This is a genomic window from Cellulosimicrobium sp. SL-1, from assembly GCF_011033075.1.
Taxonomy (GTDB): Bacteria; Actinomycetota; Actinomycetes; order Actinomycetales; family Cellulomonadaceae; genus Cellulosimicrobium; species Cellulosimicrobium funkei.
The window spans coordinates 25,818-41,939 of record NZ_JAACJC010000014.1 but is presented as its reverse complement, the minus strand read 5'-3'; the positions used below and the strand labels follow the sequence as shown (position 1 = coordinate 41,939).

12 protein-coding genes and 2 tRNA genes are annotated in these 16,122 nt (G+C 74.5%); 6 read left to right on the top strand and 8 right to left on the bottom strand.

Annotated features, from left to right (window positions below; genetic code table 11):
- Positions 1-5 precede the first annotated feature (5 nt).
- Positions 6-1,820: a GMC family oxidoreductase gene (locus tag GWJ10_RS18955; protein ID WP_163188902.1), complete on the bottom strand. Its 1,815-nt coding sequence runs from the start codon at positions 1,818-1,820 to the stop codon at positions 6-8.
- 96 nt (positions 1,821-1,916) lie between these two features.
- Here GWJ10_RS18955 and GWJ10_RS18950 point away from each other — a divergent pair, with 96 nt between their 5' ends.
- Positions 1,917-3,194, top strand: coding sequence for a threonine/serine exporter family protein (locus tag GWJ10_RS18950; RefSeq protein ID WP_163188901.1), 1,278 nt, complete (start codon positions 1,917-1,919; stop codon positions 3,192-3,194).
- An 86-nt stretch (positions 3,195-3,280) separates the two neighbouring features.
- Positions 3,281-3,369 (top strand) — tRNA-Ser (locus GWJ10_RS18945).
- Positions 3,370-3,548: 179 nt separating this feature from the next.
- Here GWJ10_RS18945 and GWJ10_RS18940 read toward each other — a convergent pair.
- Together GWJ10_RS18940 and GWJ10_RS18935 are read right to left on the bottom strand one after the other, a co-directional pair.
- Positions 3,549-4,922, bottom strand: a complete 1,374-nt coding sequence (locus tag GWJ10_RS18940) for a hypothetical protein (protein WP_163188900.1) — start codon at positions 4,920-4,922, stop codon at positions 3,549-3,551.
- Positions 4,919-5,686, bottom strand: a complete 768-nt coding sequence (locus GWJ10_RS18935) for an ABC transporter ATP-binding protein (protein WP_163188899.1) — start codon at positions 5,684-5,686, stop codon at positions 4,919-4,921. Before GWJ10_RS18935 ends, GWJ10_RS18940 begins: the two co-directional genes overlap by 4 nt.
- A 230-nt stretch (positions 5,687-5,916) precedes the next feature.
- Here GWJ10_RS18935 and GWJ10_RS18930 point away from each other — a divergent pair.
- The 3 genes from GWJ10_RS18930 (at position 5,917) to GWJ10_RS18920 (ending at position 7,772) form a co-directional block, all read left to right on the top strand.
- A tRNA-Arg gene (locus GWJ10_RS18930) sits at positions 5,917-5,989 on the top strand.
- Positions 5,990-6,106: 117 nt separating this feature from the next.
- Positions 6,107-6,709 (top strand): TetR/AcrR family transcriptional regulator, encoded by a 603-nt coding sequence (locus GWJ10_RS18925; RefSeq protein ID WP_031316900.1) that lies wholly within the window; start codon positions 6,107-6,109, stop codon positions 6,707-6,709.
- A gap of 136 nt (positions 6,710-6,845) precedes the next feature.
- Positions 6,846-7,772: an alpha/beta fold hydrolase gene (locus tag GWJ10_RS18920; RefSeq protein ID WP_163188898.1), complete on the top strand. Its 927-nt coding sequence runs from the start codon at positions 6,846-6,848 to the stop codon at positions 7,770-7,772.
- On the opposite strand, the gene GWJ10_RS18915 is transcribed toward GWJ10_RS18920, so the two are convergent.
- Entirely contained in the window at positions 7,747-7,995 is a 249-nt protein-coding gene (locus tag GWJ10_RS18915) for a hypothetical protein (RefSeq protein WP_163188897.1), read from the bottom strand. The two genes, GWJ10_RS18920 and GWJ10_RS18915, sit on opposite strands and share 26 nt — an antisense overlap.
- 324 nt (positions 7,996-8,319) lie before the next feature.
- Here GWJ10_RS18915 and GWJ10_RS18910 point away from each other — a divergent pair, with 324 nt between their 5' ends.
- A complete protein-coding gene (locus tag GWJ10_RS18910; protein WP_163188896.1) occupies positions 8,320-8,943 on the top strand; it encodes a GyrI-like domain-containing protein in 624 nt (207 codons plus the stop codon).
- Positions 8,944-9,021: 78 nt separating this feature from the next.
- On the opposite strand, the gene GWJ10_RS18905 is transcribed toward GWJ10_RS18910, so the two are convergent.
- The 4 genes from GWJ10_RS18905 to GWJ10_RS18890 all read right to left on the bottom strand — a co-directional run bounded on the left by GWJ10_RS18905 (position 9,022) and on the right by GWJ10_RS18890 (position 16,005).
- Complete coding sequence (locus GWJ10_RS18905; protein WP_043657556.1) at positions 9,022-9,735, bottom strand: anaerobic ribonucleoside-triphosphate reductase activating protein; 714 nt, start codon at positions 9,733-9,735, stop codon at positions 9,022-9,024.
- A 237-nt stretch (positions 9,736-9,972) separates the two neighbouring features.
- Positions 9,973-13,950, bottom strand: a complete 3,978-nt coding sequence (locus tag GWJ10_RS18900) for a discoidin domain-containing protein (protein WP_163188895.1) — start codon at positions 13,948-13,950, stop codon at positions 9,973-9,975.
- Between the two features lie 253 nt (positions 13,951-14,203).
- Positions 14,204-15,106 carry a carbohydrate ABC transporter permease gene (locus GWJ10_RS18895; protein WP_074805223.1) on the bottom strand — a complete coding sequence of 301 codons (903 nt, stop codon included), beginning with the start codon at positions 15,104-15,106 and terminating at the stop codon, positions 14,204-14,206.
- Positions 15,103-16,005, bottom strand: a complete 903-nt coding sequence (locus tag GWJ10_RS18890; RefSeq protein ID WP_061267180.1) for a sugar ABC transporter permease — start codon at positions 16,003-16,005, stop codon at positions 15,103-15,105. Before GWJ10_RS18890 ends, GWJ10_RS18895 begins: the two co-directional genes overlap by 4 nt.
- Between the last annotated feature and the right edge of the window lie 117 nt (positions 16,006-16,122).

Genomic DNA, 16,122 nt, shown 5'->3' with positions numbered 1-16,122 from the left:
TGCCGTCAGGCCGGGTCGGGAGCCGTGCTCCGTCCCGGCCTGACGCGCGCCGGGCGCAGGGCCGCCGGGGCGTGCGCCGGGACCAGCGGGTGCCGCGGTGCGACCGGGCCCAGCACCGCGTACGCAGCGCCGAGCGGCGGGCGCACGTCCTTCTCGCCCGCGTTGGGCCAGAGCGCACAGGCCCGTTCCGCGAGCGCCGTGATCGTGAGCGACGGGTTCACCCCGAGGTTCGCGCTCACCGCGGACCCGTCCATGACGTGCAGGCCGGGCTGACCGTGGACACGGTGGTACGGGTCGATCACGCCCGTCCGCGGCGAGGTGCCGATCGCGCACCCGCCGAGGATGTGGGCCGTCATCGGGACGTCGAAGGGCTCGCCGACGGTCCCTCCGGGCATGCCGCCCATGCGCCGGGCCATGCGCCGTGCGGTGTCGTTCCCGGCCGGGATCCAGGTCGGGTTGGGCGCGCCGTGCCCCTGGCGGGACGTGAGGACCTTGCGGCCGAGGAACCCGCGCCGCAGCGAGGTGGTGAGCGAGTTGTCGTGGCTCTGCATGACGAGCGCGATGATCGTCCGCGACGACCAGCCGCGCAGGTCGGCCATCGCCGGCAGGTCCCGACGTCGGCGCCACAGCTCGCGCAGCCAGGTGCGCCACCGGCTCGGACCACCGTCCGTGAGGACCGTCTGGAGCAGCCCCATGGCGCCCGACCCCTTCCCGTACCGCACGGGCTCGACGTGGGTCCGGGCGTCCGGGTAGAACGACGACGTGATCGCGACGCCGCGCGAGTAGTCGGGCGCGTCGGGCCGTCGCTGGTGGTCGCGACGCCGGACCGTGGCGCCGAGCAGGGCCTCGGAGTTGGTGCGCGTGAGGTGTCCCAGCCGCTCGGAGACCCCCGGCAGGTGTCCCGAGTCCCGCATGGCGTGGAGGAGTCTCTGCGTGCCCAGCGCCCCCGCGGAGAGCACGACGTGGCGTGCCGTGTAGCGCTGCCGTCCTGCCCAGGGGCGCCCCGAGCGGTGGGCGAGGACCTCGTGCAGGACGCCGCCCGCGCCGTCGGGCACGGGCCGCACCTCGGTGACGGTCGTGAGCGGCAGGACCTGGGCGCCGCCGCGCTCGGCGAGGTAGAGGTAGTTCTTCACGAGCGTGTTCTTCGCCCCGACCCGGCACCCCGTCATGCACGCGCCGCACTCGGTGCAGCCGCGCCGCGCGGGCCCGGCCCCGCCGAAGTAGGGGTCGGGGGCGGTGACTCCCGGCTCCCGTGTCCCGCCTCGGCCGAAGAACACACCGACCGGCGCCTTCACGAAGGTGTCGCCCACCCCGGTCTCGCGGGCCACGTCCTCCAGGACGTCGTCCGCGGGGGTGCGCCCGGCGTAGGTGGTGACGCCGAGCATCCGGCGCGCCTGGTCGTACCAGGGCGCCAGCTCGGTCCGCCAGTCGGCGACGTCGGCCCAGGCGGGGTCCGTGAAGAAGTCGTCGAGCGGCTCGTACAGCGTGTTCGCGTACACGAGGCTGCCGCCGCCGACACCGGCGCCGGCGAGGACGAGCACGTCGCGGAGGCGGTGGATGCGCTGGATCCCGAAGCATCCGAGGGCGGGTGCCCACAGGAACGACCGGAGACGCCACGACGTGCGGGGGAGCTCCTCGTCGGTGAAGCGGCGGCCCGCCTCGAGGACGCCGACGCGATAGCCCTTCTCAGTGAGGCGCAGGGCGGTGACGCTCCCGCCGAACCCCGAGCCGACCACCAGCACGTCGAAGTCGGTCGGGACGCGCGGGCCACCGCGCCCGGGTACGTCGGCGGGGGCGGTGCGGGGGACGTCGGCGGCCATGGGCAGACGGTACGTCACGACGGCGCGGGGCTCTGGCCGGGAGGTCCGGGACCTTCGGCGAGTGCCGGGCGCGGGGCGGTGCGGGATCATGGCGTCGTGACGCCTGAGCCCTCCCCGGCCGACGAAGCCGGTCTCGAGCCCGTCGACCTCATCCGCCGGTCGGGCACCGTGCTGCGGATCGGTCGGCTCGCGCTGTCGGCGGGCACCGGCAGCTACCGCGTGAAGTCGCACATGACGCGCGCGGCCCGGGCGCTGGGCCTGGACCGCATCGCGGCGCACGTGACGCTGACGGAGATCACCGCGACGTCGTACCGCGGGCCGATCTTCCGCACGGAGCTCACCGAGGTGCGCTCCATCGGGATCAACGCGGACCGGCTCGCGCAGCTCGAGCGCTTCTCGGCCACGCTGCCGGCGGGGGCCGACCTCGACGAGGTCGACGCGGAGCTCGACCGGATCGCGCGCCGACCGCCGCTCTACGGGGCGTTCCTCAACGCCCTGTGGGCAGGGATCGCGTGCGCCGCGTTCGCGTTCCTCAACCACGGCGGCCTCGTCGAGTGCGGCGCCGTGCTCGTCGCGGCGGCGCTGGGGCAGGGTGTCCGGCGCGCGATGCTGCACCGGGGCATCAACCAGTTCGGCGTGACGATGCTCGCGGCCGCGGTCGCGAGCGTCGCGTACCTGGGGCTCGTGCTGGGGCTCTCCGCGCTGGCCGGGGTCGAGGGCGGCCACGAGGCGGGGTACGTCTCGGCGGTGCTGTTCCTCGTGCCCGGGTTCGCGCTCGTGACGGGCGCGCTCGACCTCGCGAAGCTCGACTTCTCGGCGGGCGTCGCGCGCGTGACGTACGCGCTGATGATCCTCGCGTCCGCGGCGCTGGCGGTGTGGGGCGTCTCCGCCGCCGCGGGCCTCGCCCCGGACCCGGTGCCCGCCCCGGTTCTCGCGGAGCCGCTGCTGTTCGGCCTGCGCGCGGTCGCGAGCTTCCTCGGGGTGCTGGGGTTCGCGCTGATGTTCAACAGCCCCTGGGCGATGGCGCTCGGGGCGGCCTCGATCGGCATGGTGGCGAACGTGGGGCGCCTGCTCCTCGTCGACGCCGACGTCGTCCCGCAGGCGGCCGCCGCGGCGGCGGCGCTGCTCGTGGGGCTGCTCGCGGCGACGGTCGCACCCGCGCTGCAGGTCCCGCGCATCACGGTGTCCGTCCCGGCGGTGGTCATCATGGTCCCCGGCGTCACGGCGTACCGGGCGGTGTACGAGTTCAACAGCGGCGCGACGGCGCAGGCCCTCGCCTACGCCGTCGAGGCGGGTCTCGTGATCGTCGCGCTCGCGATCGGGCTCGCCGTCGCCCGCATGCTCACCGACCGGGAGTGGACCTTCGAGCGGTAGGAGGGGACGCCGTCGGGCCGGCGGTTTGGTCTGGTGGCGACGCCCTTGTACCCTGGGCGACGCAGGCTCTCCGCGGAGTCCTGCGAGGAGACGTCGCATAGTCAGGTCTAGTGCGCCACCCTGCTAAGGTGGTAACGGGGCAACCCGTTCGAGGGTTCAAATCCCTCCGTCTCCGCTCAGGAAGGTCTCGGTGTGCACGCACCCGGGGCCTTTTCTGTTGCCCGGGATCGTGCGGCCTGCACCGCCCGACGCGCGGGCGGGGCGGCCGGGCTCGTGGCCGAGCCCCTGCCGCCCCGGCGCCGTCACCGGCGCTGCGTGACAGCCCGACGTCGGGCCTGCTCCGTGGGCCGTGCCCTACGCCGTGCCGGTCGTCGCGAGCGCCGACCGCACGACGAACCGCGACGCGCCCGCCCCGGCGAGCACGAGCGCGGACGCCCCCAGGACGCACAGCAGGAACTGCAGGGCGACGCTCGCGTTCGTGAAGGCGTTGATGCCGAGGACGGGCACCATGAACAGCAGCACGGCCGCGGTCGCGACGCCTACGCTCACGACGAGCGGCACGAGCGTCTCGCGGAAGCGCGCCCGGTCGAGCGTCCGCAGGTCGGTGCCCGCGAGGACGAGCGTGCGGTACTCGCCGCGCTGGTCGATGACCCGGCCCGCCTGCATGACGCCCGTCGAGACGGCGGCCAGGACGCCTGCGATGGCGAGGGTGAGGAAGCCGCCCGTCTTGATGTCGACGAGGAACTGGGCCTCCGCCGGGTCGGACGCCATGCCCGGGTCGAAGAGCGCGAAGATGCTCGCGAGGCCCGCGATGAACGTCGCGAGCGCGACCCCGCCCACGGACCGCCACGCGGTCTTCGGGTTGTCCACGATCCGCCGCCCGGCGAGCAGCGTGGGCACGCGGCGCGCGGAGCCGGCGGTGATCCTGCCGACGACCCAGATGACGAACGGCCCGACGAGGTTGAGCGTCGCGAAGCCGATCAGCAGGATGACGACGACGACGGTGATCCCCACCGCGGCCGAGCCGAACGACAGGTTGGTCGCGACGATCATCGCGACGGCCGCGAGCCCGGTCGCGAGCAGGCGCACCGCCTTGAGGCCCGGGGGAGTGACGCGCGCGGCGACGCCGAGCGGCGTGATCGCGACGCGCCGGAGGCTGACGAGCGCGGACACGAGCGCGACCGCGACCACGAGGATGACGGCGCCCAGCAGGGCGGGCACGCCGACCCACAGCTCGGCGACGTCGAACGTGCGGCCCTGGAAGCGCAGCTGCGCGACGAGCGGCAGGAGGGCGCCGTAGCCGACGAGCCCGACGAGCGCCCCCGTGACGGCCTGGGCGGCGGCGTCGAGCACCGTGAGAGACGTGACCTGGCCGGTCGTCGCGCCCGCGAGCCGGAGCGCCGCGAGGCGCGCGTCGCGGCGCGCGACGGCGAGCCGCGCGGCCGCCCCGCCGAGCGTCACGAGCGGGATGAGCAGCAGGAGCGAGGCGATGCCCGCGAAGATCGGGTACTGCGTGTCGTACGACGTCACGGCCGCGTCCACGCCTTCCTGCATGCCCTCGATCCCGCCCGCGCGGCCGAGGAACGCCCCGAAGCCGCCCACGACGACGAGCAGGATCGCGGTGGTCGTGGCGAACGCGATGACGGCGAGCACGTTGGTCAGGCCCTGCGGGTCGCGCTCGTCGGCGCTGCGGCGGCGCAGGAGCCACCAGAGGTCGACGGTCCTCATCGGGCGCTCTCCTGACCGGGGGCGGCCGGGGCGGCGACGTCGTGGCCGGGCGCGAAGAACTCGCCGGAGATGAGCCCGTCGCGCATCGTCACCGTGCGCGAGCAGTGCCGTGCGACCCCGGCGTCGTGCGTCACGACGACGAGCGCGGCACCCGAGTCGCGGGTCGCGCGCGTCAGGACGTCGAGCACCTCGGCGCCGGTCGACTGGTCGAGGGCTCCCGTCGGCTCGTCGGCGAACACGACGCCCGGCGATCCGACGAGGGCGCGCGCGATCGCGACGCGCTGCGCCTGCCCGCCGGAGAGCTCGCCCGGCCGGCGCTGCTCCATCCCGGCGAGGCCGAGGTGGGCGAGCCAGCGGGCGGCGACCGCGGTGGCCTCCGCGCGGGCCGTGCCGGCGAGCATGAGGGGCAGCGCCGCGTTCTCGACGGCGGGCAGCTCGGGCAGGAGCTGGCCCGACTGGAAGACGAAGCCGAAGTCCTGGCGGCGCAGGATCGTGCGCCGCGCCTCCGAGAGCGTCGCGACGTCCTCGCCGCGCCACGACACCGAGCCGGACGTCGGCGTGATGATGCCCGCGAGGCAGTGCAGGAGCGTCGTCTTGCCGGACCCGGACGGGCCCATGATCGCGAGCGACTCCCCGGGGCGGACCGTGAGGCTCACCCCCGCGAGGGCGTGTGTCGCGGTCTGCGCGGAGCCGTAGACCTTGGTGAGCGCGCTCGCGACGAGGGGCGAGCCGCCGGGGACGGGAGTGGGGCCGGTGAACGTCATGCGTCGATCGTCCGCCGGGGAGCGGTGTCGTCGCGTCGGGCTGGGGACGGGACGTCGCCCGGCGCGGGTCCGACCGTGGGGGGACCGTGCGGCGTCGTCCGTGCGGCGAGGGTCGGACGGCGTGGCGTCCGTCACGCCGCGGCCTCCGGGCCCGGATCCGGTTTGGGATCAGGGCGAGGACGCGGTAGTGTTCTCGACGGCCGGTGAGCGATCAACGGCCAGCACGACCAGCGCCCGTAGCTCAACGGATAGAGCATCTGACTACGGATCAGAAGGTTGGGGGTTCGAATCCCTCCGGGCGCACAGCGGAACGGCCCCACCCGACGGGTGGGGCCGTTCGTCGTTTCCCGCGCGTCTCGTGACCCCGCGTCCGGGCGACCGGCCCTCCCGGTTTCCGCACGATCGTGCTACGTTCGCCGGGTGACCAAGGGCGACGACACGCGGCAGGCGATCCTGCACCGCGGCGTGGAGGCTGCGTACCGCGTCGGCCTGGCGGGCCTGACGATCGGTGAGCTCGCGCGTGCCACGGGCATGTCGAAGAGCGGCCTCTACGCGCACTTCCGCTCCAAGGAGTCGCTCCAGCTCGCGGTGCTCGACCAGGCGCGCGCGGAGTTCGTCGACACGGTCGTGGCGCCCGCGCTGCGCACGCCCCGCGGCGAGCGGCGCCTGCGCGAGCTGTTCGAGCGCTGGCTCGTGTGCGACCTGCGGCAGCAGCCCGGCGGCTGCCTGTTCGTCAAGGCGGCGACCGAGCTCGCCGCCCAGGAGGGGCCGGTCCGCGACCAGCTCGTGCGCGACCACCAGGACCTGTACGACGCCGTCGCGCAGGTCTACCGGACGTGCGTCGCCGAGAGCGGCTTCCGCGACGACGTGGATCCGCAGCAGTTCGCGTCCGAGCTGTACGGGGTGATGCTCGCGCTGCACCACGCGCACGTCTTCATGGCCGACCCGCTGGCCGAGGACCGGGCGCGCCGCGCGTTCGAGGCGCTCCTCGACGGGTCGCGCGCACCCGTGCCGGTCGCCTGAGCGCCTGCCCCGCACCCGACCCACCCCGACGGAGAGGATCCTCGTGACCACCTCGCGAGCCGAGAAAAGCACGACCGTTCGGCTGGAACGACGGCGCGCCGCGCGCCGTCGGAAGGCCGCGGCTCGACTCGCCCTCGTGCGCGCTCGGTTCGCGGTGCTCCAGACGGTGTCGCCTCGACGGGCCGCCCGGCTCGCCCTCGACCTGTGGTGCACCCCGCCCGACGGCGCAGGTCGTCGCCGCGACGACCGCGCCGTCGCCGGTGCGCTGAGCACCGTGACGACGTCGTCCGGCGCGCGGGTCGTCGTCGAGACGTGGGACCCGCACGCCTCCGCGGACGACGCGCACGACGGGACGATCGGCCGGAGGACGGGGACCGGCGTCGTCTACCTCGCGCACGGGTGGGGCGGGCGGCGCGGCCAGCTCGGCGCGTTCGTCGAGCCCCTGCGTGCCGCGGGCCACCGCGTCGTCGCGTTCGACGCGCCGAGCCACGGGGACTCCGGGCCCGGCCGCCTCGGTCCGCGGCGCAGCACGATGCCCGAGCTCGCGGACGCCCTCGCCGCGGTGGTGCGCGAGCACGGGGAGGCGACGGCCGTCGTCGCGCACTCGCTCGGCACGGCGACGACCGTGCTCGCGGTGCGCGACGGCCTGCCCGCGGGGCGCCTCGTGCTCGTCGCGGCGATCGCCGACGTCCTCGGCCAGCTCGACGGGTTTGCCGACCTGCTGGGCCTGTCGCGCCCGACGCGCGAGCTCCTCCGGAGCCGGCTCTCCGACCTGGCCGGGCGCCCGCTGCCCGAGCTCGACGTGCGCGAGACGCTGCGCACCCACCCGGTGCCGCCGGCGCTCGTCGTGCACGACCGCGCCGACAAGGAGGTCCCGTACCCCGTGGGTGCCGCGCTCGCGGCGGCCTGGCCCGAGGGCGAGCTGCTCACGACCGACGGGCTCGGGCACCACCGGCTGCTGCGCGACCCCGACGTCGTGCGGGCGGTCGTCGACTACGTGACCCCGCCTGCCGCGCGGCCCGACCCGGAGCCCGTCGTCAGGCCGGCGGCCGGTAGCCGGTGACCTGCGTGAGCGCCCGTGCCCGGTTCGAGCGCGCGAGCATCACGCAGCCCGGGACGAACGCGCCGAGCAGGAGCGGCCCGACGACGAGCATCGCGGCCCACATCATCAGGGCGAGGTAACCGGCGGCCGAGTTGTTCGACGGGTCGCTGTCCGCGTAGGCGAGCAGGCCGATGCTCAGCGCGCCCGCGGCGACTATGAGGACGACCGGCACCCAGATGAGCACCCAGGCGGTGCGTCGGTACCTCGGTGTGAAGGCGGCCACCGGCGGCGGGGGCGGCGGTGCATACCCCGGTGCCGGATACCCGAGGCCCGGGTGCTTCGGGTGCGCGGAGTGCGGCGGATACCCGGGGCCCGGGTGCCCGGGGTGCGGCGGGTAGGCGGGGTGCGGCCCCGCTGGGGGGCCGCCGTACGCGGACCCGTGCCGCGGGTCGTGCGGGGGTTGGGGCGGCGGTGAGGTCACCCGTCCTGGATATCAGGCGTGCGGGCGTCGTGCGCGGACCGTCCGGCGGCGCGCCCGCGTGTCGGCGGGGCCCGGTAGCGTCGGGCCATGCCGTCGGACAAGGTCGACCTCAAGGCGTTCCACCGCGAGCTCTACGCGCCGCCCCGCGGCCGGTTCGTCGAGGTGGACGTGCCGACCCTGGCCTACCTCGCCGTCGACGGCGAGGGCGACCCCAACACGGCGACCGCCTACGCGCAGGCGGTCGAGGCGCTGTTCTCCCTCTCCTACGCCGTGAAGTTCGCGAGCAAGCGCGCGGGGCGGGACTACGTCGTCGGGCCGCTCGAGGGGCTGTGGACGGCCGACGACCCGGGGACGTTCGTGCGCCGCGAGAAGGGCGCGTGGCGGTGGACCCTCCTCGTCCTCCAGCCCGACTGGGTCGACGAGGACACGGTGGTCGCCGCCACGGAGACGCTCCGGGCGAAGAAGGAGCCCCCGGTCGCGCTCGACCTCGTGCGCCGCACGAGCCTCACGGAGGGGCGGTCGGTGCAGACGCTGCACGTCGGCCCGTACGACGACGAAGGCCCGGTGCTCGCCGAGCTGCACGACGTCTACCTGCCCGAGCACGGGCTCACGTTCGCCGGGCCCCACCATGAGATCTACCTGAGCGATGTCCGGCGCACCGACCCCGCGAGGCTGCGCACCGTGCTCCGCCAGCCGGTCCGCCCGGCCTGAAGCGCGGGCCCGCCCGGCGCCGCCACGCCCGATCGGGCCGTCGCATGCGGCCCGACCCCGCGCACCCGCGGCGCGACGTCAGGCGGCGACCCGCCGCCGCGCCCAGGCGAGGTCGGTCGCGTCGAGCACGTCGGTGAGGCGGCGGCCCGCGAGGCCGCGCGCCCAGGCGGGGGACGCGCCGTCGGGCACGGCCTCCTGGAGCACCCACTCGCGCACGCCGAGACGGCGCAGGTGCGTCCCGAGGGCGAGGAGCTCGGTGCGCGAGTGCACGCTCGGGTCGACGGTCGTGCGCACCTCGTGGTCGACGCCCGAGCGCAGGATCACGGCCAGCGCCTCGAACGCGCGGCGTCCCGACGGGATCGTGCCCGTCACGACGGGGTAGCGGGACGGCAGGTGCTTGATGTCGAGGCCGACCCAGTCGACGAACGGCAGGAGCCGGGCGAGCCGCGCCGGCCACGGGCCGGCCGTGTGGAGCCCGACGTCGAGGCCGAGGCCTCGCACGTCGTCGATCGCGCCGAGCAGCCCGGGGTGCAGGGTCGGCTCGCCGCCCGAGAACACGACGCCGTCGAGCAGGCGACGGCGCGGCGCGAGGAACGCGACGACCTCGGACCAGGGGACCGTGTCCTGCGGGGGCGGGCCGCCGAGCGCGGCGACCGCGCACAGCCCCGGGTGGTGGCAGTAGCCGCAGCGCCACGGGCAGCCCTGGGTGAGGACGGTGGCGACCCGACGGCCGGGCCAGTCCGTGACGGACAGCCGGTCCAGTCCGGCGACCACGAGGCCGGGGCGGGTCATCGGCGGCTCCTTCGGACCACGACGGCCCGGCGGTCCGGACCTCCCGGCGGCGGTGCCGTCAGGACCTCGAACGTATCCTCGCGGGCCCCCGCGCCGGACCGGCCGAAGGTCCCGACCTGGCAGGCCCGATCCGCGCCCGACGCAGGCGCCACGCGGGACGCGCGTGCCGGACGCGGCGGACCCGGGGCCGCGCGCCCTGGGCGGGCGCACGACCCCGGGTCCGGGGGACCGGGACGGTCAGCCGCAGGCGGGCTGCCCGTGCTCCGGCGTCGCGACGGTCTCGCGCTCGTCGGCGTCGTCGGACGGCGCGGCCGTCGCGGTCACGGGGCCGGTGGTGGCCCCGCGGACGGCGAACGACTGGTACGCGTTCTTCCCCGGGCTGACCGCGGGGAAGCTCTTCGTGCCCCACGGGGTGGCGACGTCGACGTCGAGCGGGACGTCGTCGTCGTTCACGACGCGCACCGCCACGTACGCCTTGCCCGCGAGGCACCGCACCTCGGCCGTCGCGGTCACGGCGACGGCGGCCGGCGACGCCGGGTCCGCCGCGCCGGGCGCGAGCACCCGGAGGGCCGTGAGGCCCGGGTCGCCGTCCTGCCACGACGTGCTCAGCGCGACGTACCGCGCCGTGCGGTCGACGGCGAGCGTGCCGCGCACGCCACCGGCGCTGATCGTGCCGACGTCGGTGAAGGTGAGGCCGTCGTCGCTCACCGAGACGACCGACTCCGGCGCCCCGCCGCGCTCCCACGCGGCGACGACGGTGCCGATCTCGCGCGGTGACCCCAGGTCGGTGACCATGCGGCCGTCCGGTCCGGGGACCCACGACGTCGCGGCGTCGCCGTCGACGGCGAGCGAGGGCGACGTCATGCCCGTGGGCAGCACGGACGCGGGGAACGTGAGCGTGCTGAGCGCGTGGTCCGCGACCGGGAACGGGGTCGCGTCGCGGAGGGTGACCCGCGTGCCCGACGGCGTCGCCCCGACCGTGCGCGTCGCGCCCGTCTCGACGTGGCGCAGCTCGACCGGCGACCCGTCGCCGCTGACGCGGAACGAGCGGGCGTCGTCGACGGCGACCGTCACCCCGGCCGGTGTCTGCCCGGCGGGCGTCGCGACCGTCGCGCGCGGTGCGAGGACGACGGCGTCGCCCGCGGGGACGGTGACCGCGAGCATCGAGGCGTCCGCCCCGACGGTCTGGGCGCCGGCGTAGACCGGGACGGCCCCGCCGTCGTGCGGGACGGTGAGGGTCGTCGCGACGTCGGCGCCCGTGAGGTTGAACGCGACGACGTACCCGTCGACCGCGCTCACGAGCACGCCCGCCGTGTCGGCCGTGGGCACGCGGGCCCCGGCCTGCGCGGCCGTCGCCGCGGCGTCGCCCGGGACCATCTCGACGAGCCGGGGCCCGGCCGCGCCGTCGGTGAGCCGCACGACGTGCCGCGTGTCGGTCGCGCGCGAGACGGTCACGGGGGCGTCCGAGCCGCGCACGACGAACCCGGCCTCGCCCTCGACGTTGAGCCAGTCGCCGTCACTGCTCAGCACCTGGTCGCCCGTGTACCGGAACGACGCGGCGTCGTGCCACGTCTGCCCGTCGAGCGACGTCTGGACGCGGTACTCCTGGCCCGCGGCGACCTCCCAGCCGAGCTGGACCTGGCTCACCGCGGTGGGTGCGCCGAGGTCGACCTGGACCCACGAGTCGGGCTTGGTGCGGTCCGCGACCGCGACGGCCCAGCGGGTCGTGGCGGAGCCGTCGGTGACGGCGCTCGCGGGGTTCGACCCGTTGGCGCTCGACGCGGTGGCCGGCTTGCCCGCGGCGACGTCCGTCCCCGTGGGCGAGAAGGCGCGCAGGTGGTAGAGCGAGTAGCCGTACGTCGCGTCGCCGCGCACGCCCTGCATGCGGACGTAGCGCGTGGTGACCGGCGCGGGCTCGTCCGCGCCCGCCGGGGTGAGGTCGACGGTGTCGAGCCGCGCGACGTTCACGTCCGCCGGGGCCTTGCCGTACGCGGTCGCGGTGGTCCACGTCTGGCCGTCGGTCGACGTCTGGACGAGGTACCGCGCGCCCGCGCTCGCCTCCCACGCGAACCGCACGGCGCCCACGGTCGTCTCCTCGCCGAGGTCGACCTGGATCCACGAGTCCGGTCGCGTGCGCTCGCCGACCGCGACGGCCCAGCGGGTCGACGGGTTGCCGTCGGTCACGCGCGCCGCGGTGCGGCCGCCCGCCGTGTCCTGGCTGGACGCGGTCGAGACCTTCCCGGCGGCGAGGTCGGTCGTCGACCTCTCGTCGCCGTAGGCGTGGAACGCGAACATCGAGTAGCCGTACTGCGGGTGGCCCTGCTGCCCGAGGAGCCGGACGTACCGCGCCGTGACGGGCGCGAACGACAGGTCGTCGACGCGCGCGGCCTTCGCGTCCGCGGGGTCGGCCGGACGCGTCACGGGGAGCGTCGCGGTGGTCTCGCCCTCGGCGGTCGAGTAGGTGCGCGACCCGTCGAGGCCCGAGTAGCCGTTCATGGCGAGGTTGCGGACCGACAGGCTGGCGTCCTCCGTGCCCGCCCCGGTCGACGCGTAGACGGCCGCGCCGGTCGGGAGCGTGACCTGACCCGCGTAGCCGCTGCCGACCCGGAACACCGACGACGTGCCCTCGAAGCCGTCGCGCGGCCCGGTGTACGTCCGCACGTGCCGGTCGTCGACCGTCGCGCCCGTGGTCGGGTAGAGGAACGGGGTCGAGCCGGAGACGTGGAACAACCACGAGTCGTGCGCGGGGACCCAGGGGAACTTGACGAAGCCCTTGCGGCTCGACGCCGCGGCCCACGCGTCCGCCGTCTGCTGGACGGTCAGGCCCGGCCCGGCGCCGAAGTCGCGCACGCCGGAGAGGCGCTCGAAGAACTCGTCCTGCGGCGTCGGCTCGACGGGGCCCTCGGGCGACTCGGCGGCCTCGACGTGCAGGAGGTAGGAGATCGCGATCTCCGCGCGGGCCTCGGGCTCGTACTTGGGCTCGCCCGAGAACTTCGCGAGCCGGTAGACCGGCGCGTACGACTGGTAGTCCTCGAGCGCGGCGGCGAGGTTCGCCTCGGCGCGCGCGGCGTCGGGGTCGCGCAGGACCTGGCCGAGGAACGCCATCGGGATGGCGTCGCGGCCGTAGAGGAACTCGCGGTCGGCGACCATGGGCATGAACGGCTCGCCCGCGTCGGACATGACGAGCTTGATCGACTCCCACAGCTCCGCCGAGTTGGGCTGGTGCGTGAGGATCTCCGGCAGCGGCTCGTCGCGCAGGAGGAAGTGGATCGCGTTGCGCCCGCCTGACCGCCAGATGTCGGACTGGTAGTGCGGGCCGAACGACCCGTGGTTCTCCACGAGGTACGTGTCGTGGATGGTCTGCATGGTGTTCGTCGACACGGGCCTGCCCGCGACGACGGCCGGGTTGTTCCGGTCGGCCGTCGGCTGGCCCGCCGCGTTGCGGCCCCAGTCGCCGAGCTGCTCGGCCCAGCGCGCGGCGTCGGGGTCGTCGGGCGCCCACGCGAGGCCGGGCGCGAGGGCCTGCGTGTAGACGCCGACCTCCTCCTGCGCGGTGTCGCCCTCGTGCTTGCCCGTCGGCCAGTCCGCGGTCCACGAACCCGAGAGCGGGTCCTTGCCGAAGTCGAGGTCGGCCGTGTACTTCGACTGGCCCGTCGCGATCGTCGTGAGGTTGGCCTGCGTCGTGGCGTCGAGCTCGTCCCACAGCAGCGTCCCGGCCGCGAGGAAGTAGGACTGGAACGTCGAGTCCCAGAACAGCTTCTTGCCCCACGTGCCCGCCGGGTCCACGAACCGGTTGGTCGCTGCGTAGTGCCGGATCGTCGCGAGCGTGCGGGCACGCAGCGTCTCCTCCGGGACCCCCGCGAGCTCGGCGTCGTACTCGCCGTGGGTCAGGAGCACGGCGTTGCCCAGCACGACGGCGAAGTTGAAGTCCTTGAGCTGGTACACCCCGGCGGACTCGTCCCAGACGGTCTCGACCCAGCGCGTGTGCCGCAGCAGGGCGCCGTAGTAGTCGGCGGCGGTCTCGTCGGGGGCGCCGTACGCGGGCGCGGCATCGGCCGTGGTCGACGCCGGGGCCGCGGGCGGGGCGGCCGGCGCGCCCTGGGCGGTCCCGGGGGCCAGGAGGAGGGAGCCAGCCGTCGCGAGGGCGAGGGCGGCGGTCGTGCTACGGCGTCGCGCGCGGCGCGCGGCCGGAGGCCGGGCGGGTGATCGGGTCATGGTGGGGTCTCTCGTCGTCGTCGTCGGGAGCGGGGTCCGCCGTGGAAGGCGGTGCGGCGCGAGGTGCGGGTGCGGGGTGCGGAGCGCCGGTGCCCGCCATCCTGACAGCGCTGTCTGGCAGAGTCCAGAGGTTCGGCGAAACTGCCGCGGGTGAAGCCGCGGGCGGTGGGAAACGCGTCGAGGCCCGTCGGGGAGCGTGGCGGTGGCCATGCTCCCCGACGGGCCTCGGGACCGCGGTGGGCGGTCGGTCGGGTCAGCCCTTGACCGAACCGGACATCAGGCCCCCGACGAAGTACTTGCCGAGGACGATGTACACGAGCAGCGTCGGGAGCGACGCGAAGAGCGCGCCGGCCATCGAGACGCCGTAGTTCTGCAGCAGCGCGCCGTTCGCGAGGTTGTTCAGCGCGAGCGTCACGGGGCCGTTCTGGCTGGAGGAGAAGAACACCGCGAAGAGGAAGTCGTTCCACGCGGACGTGAACTGCCAGATGAGCACGACCACGAAGCTCGGGATCGAGATCGGCAGGATGATCGACCAGTAGGTGCGCAGCATCCCGGCGCCGTCGACGCGCGCTGCCTCGACGAGCTCGTGCGGCACGGTCATGTAGTAGTTGCGGAAGATGAGCGTCGTGATGGGGATGCCGTAGATGACGTGCAGCAGGATCAGCGACGGCACGCCGCTCGGGATGCCCAGGCCCAGCACGAGCTGGTTGAGCGGGATCATCACGGCCTGGTACGGGATGAACATCCCGAAGAGGATGAGCGTGAAGACGATGTTCGCGCCCTTGAACGACCAGCGGGAGAGCACGAACCCGTTGAGCGACCCGAGGAAGGCCGCGATGATCGCGGACGGCACGACCATCTGCACCGTGCGCCAGATGGCGGGGGACAGCGCGGTCCACGCCGTCTGCCAGTTCTCCGTCGTCCACGTCTGCGGGAGCGACCACGCGCGCGCCGGCGACGCGTCGCCCGCGCCCTTGAAGCTCGTCACGAAGAGCACGTAGACGGGGATGAGGACGATGACGAGGAACAGCACGAGCGCCGCGTACTTGAGCGTGCGGCCCACCGAGAAGCGTTCGCGCGGCGTGCGGCGCGCGGGCCGGCGCGGCGTGCCGACGACGTCGGGGGCGGGGACGGCCGGCGTCGAGGTGGTCGTCATCGCTTCTCCTGACGGTTGGTGCGGATCAGGTAGGGCACGATGACGACGGCCACGATGATCAGCAGGATCGAGCCGACGGCTGCCGCGTTGGCGTAGTCGAAGCTCGACTTGAAGACGTACATGTCGACGGCCGGAACCTTGGTCTGGTAGTTCGCGGGCTTCGAGATCGACATGATGAGGTCGAACGCCTTGAGCGACATGTGGCCGATGATGATGAGCGCCGAGAGCGCGATGGGCGAGAGCTGTGGGAACAGCACGTGGCGGTAGAGCTTCCACTCGCTCGCGCCGTCCATACGGGCGGCCTCGCGCAGCTCGTCAGGGATGCCGCGGAACCCGGCGAGGAACAGCGCCATGACGTAGCCGGAGAGCTGCCAGATCGCGGGGATCGCGATGGCCGTGATGCCCCACGTGACGTTGTTCCACCAGTTGTTCTGCAGGAAGTCGAGCCCGACGATCTGGAACAGCCGGTTGAGGCCGCTCGCCTGCTCGCCCTGGTTCGAGTTGAGCAGCCAGCGCCACACGACACCGGACGCGACGAACGACACGGCCATGGGGAACAGGTAGACGGAACGGAAGATCCCCTCGCCCTTGACGGGCTTGTCGAGCATCCACGCCCACAGGAAGCCCATGAGCATCGTGCCGGCGAGGAAGACCACCGTGTAGAGCACGAGGTTCTTCAGCGAGTGCTGGAACGCCTCGCTGCCGAGGAGGGCCGTGTAGTTCTCGAACCACACGACGACCGACGGCTTCTGGCCCGTGGCCTGTGCCGCGGTGTGGTTGTCCGTGATCGACGTCTGGAAGTTCGCGCCGATCAGGCCGTAGACGAACACGCCGACGAGGATCAGCGAGGGCGCGAGCAGCAGCAGCGCTGGGCCGGCGCGTCGCAGTGACTTGAGCATGGTGGGTCTTCCCGGTCGTGGGGGCGTGGGCCGCGGCGCGGGGAGCGCCGGCGTCCCGGGGACGTGTTCCGGTCGCGCTGGTCCGCCGCGCGCCGTCGGGACGTGCCCGACGACGCG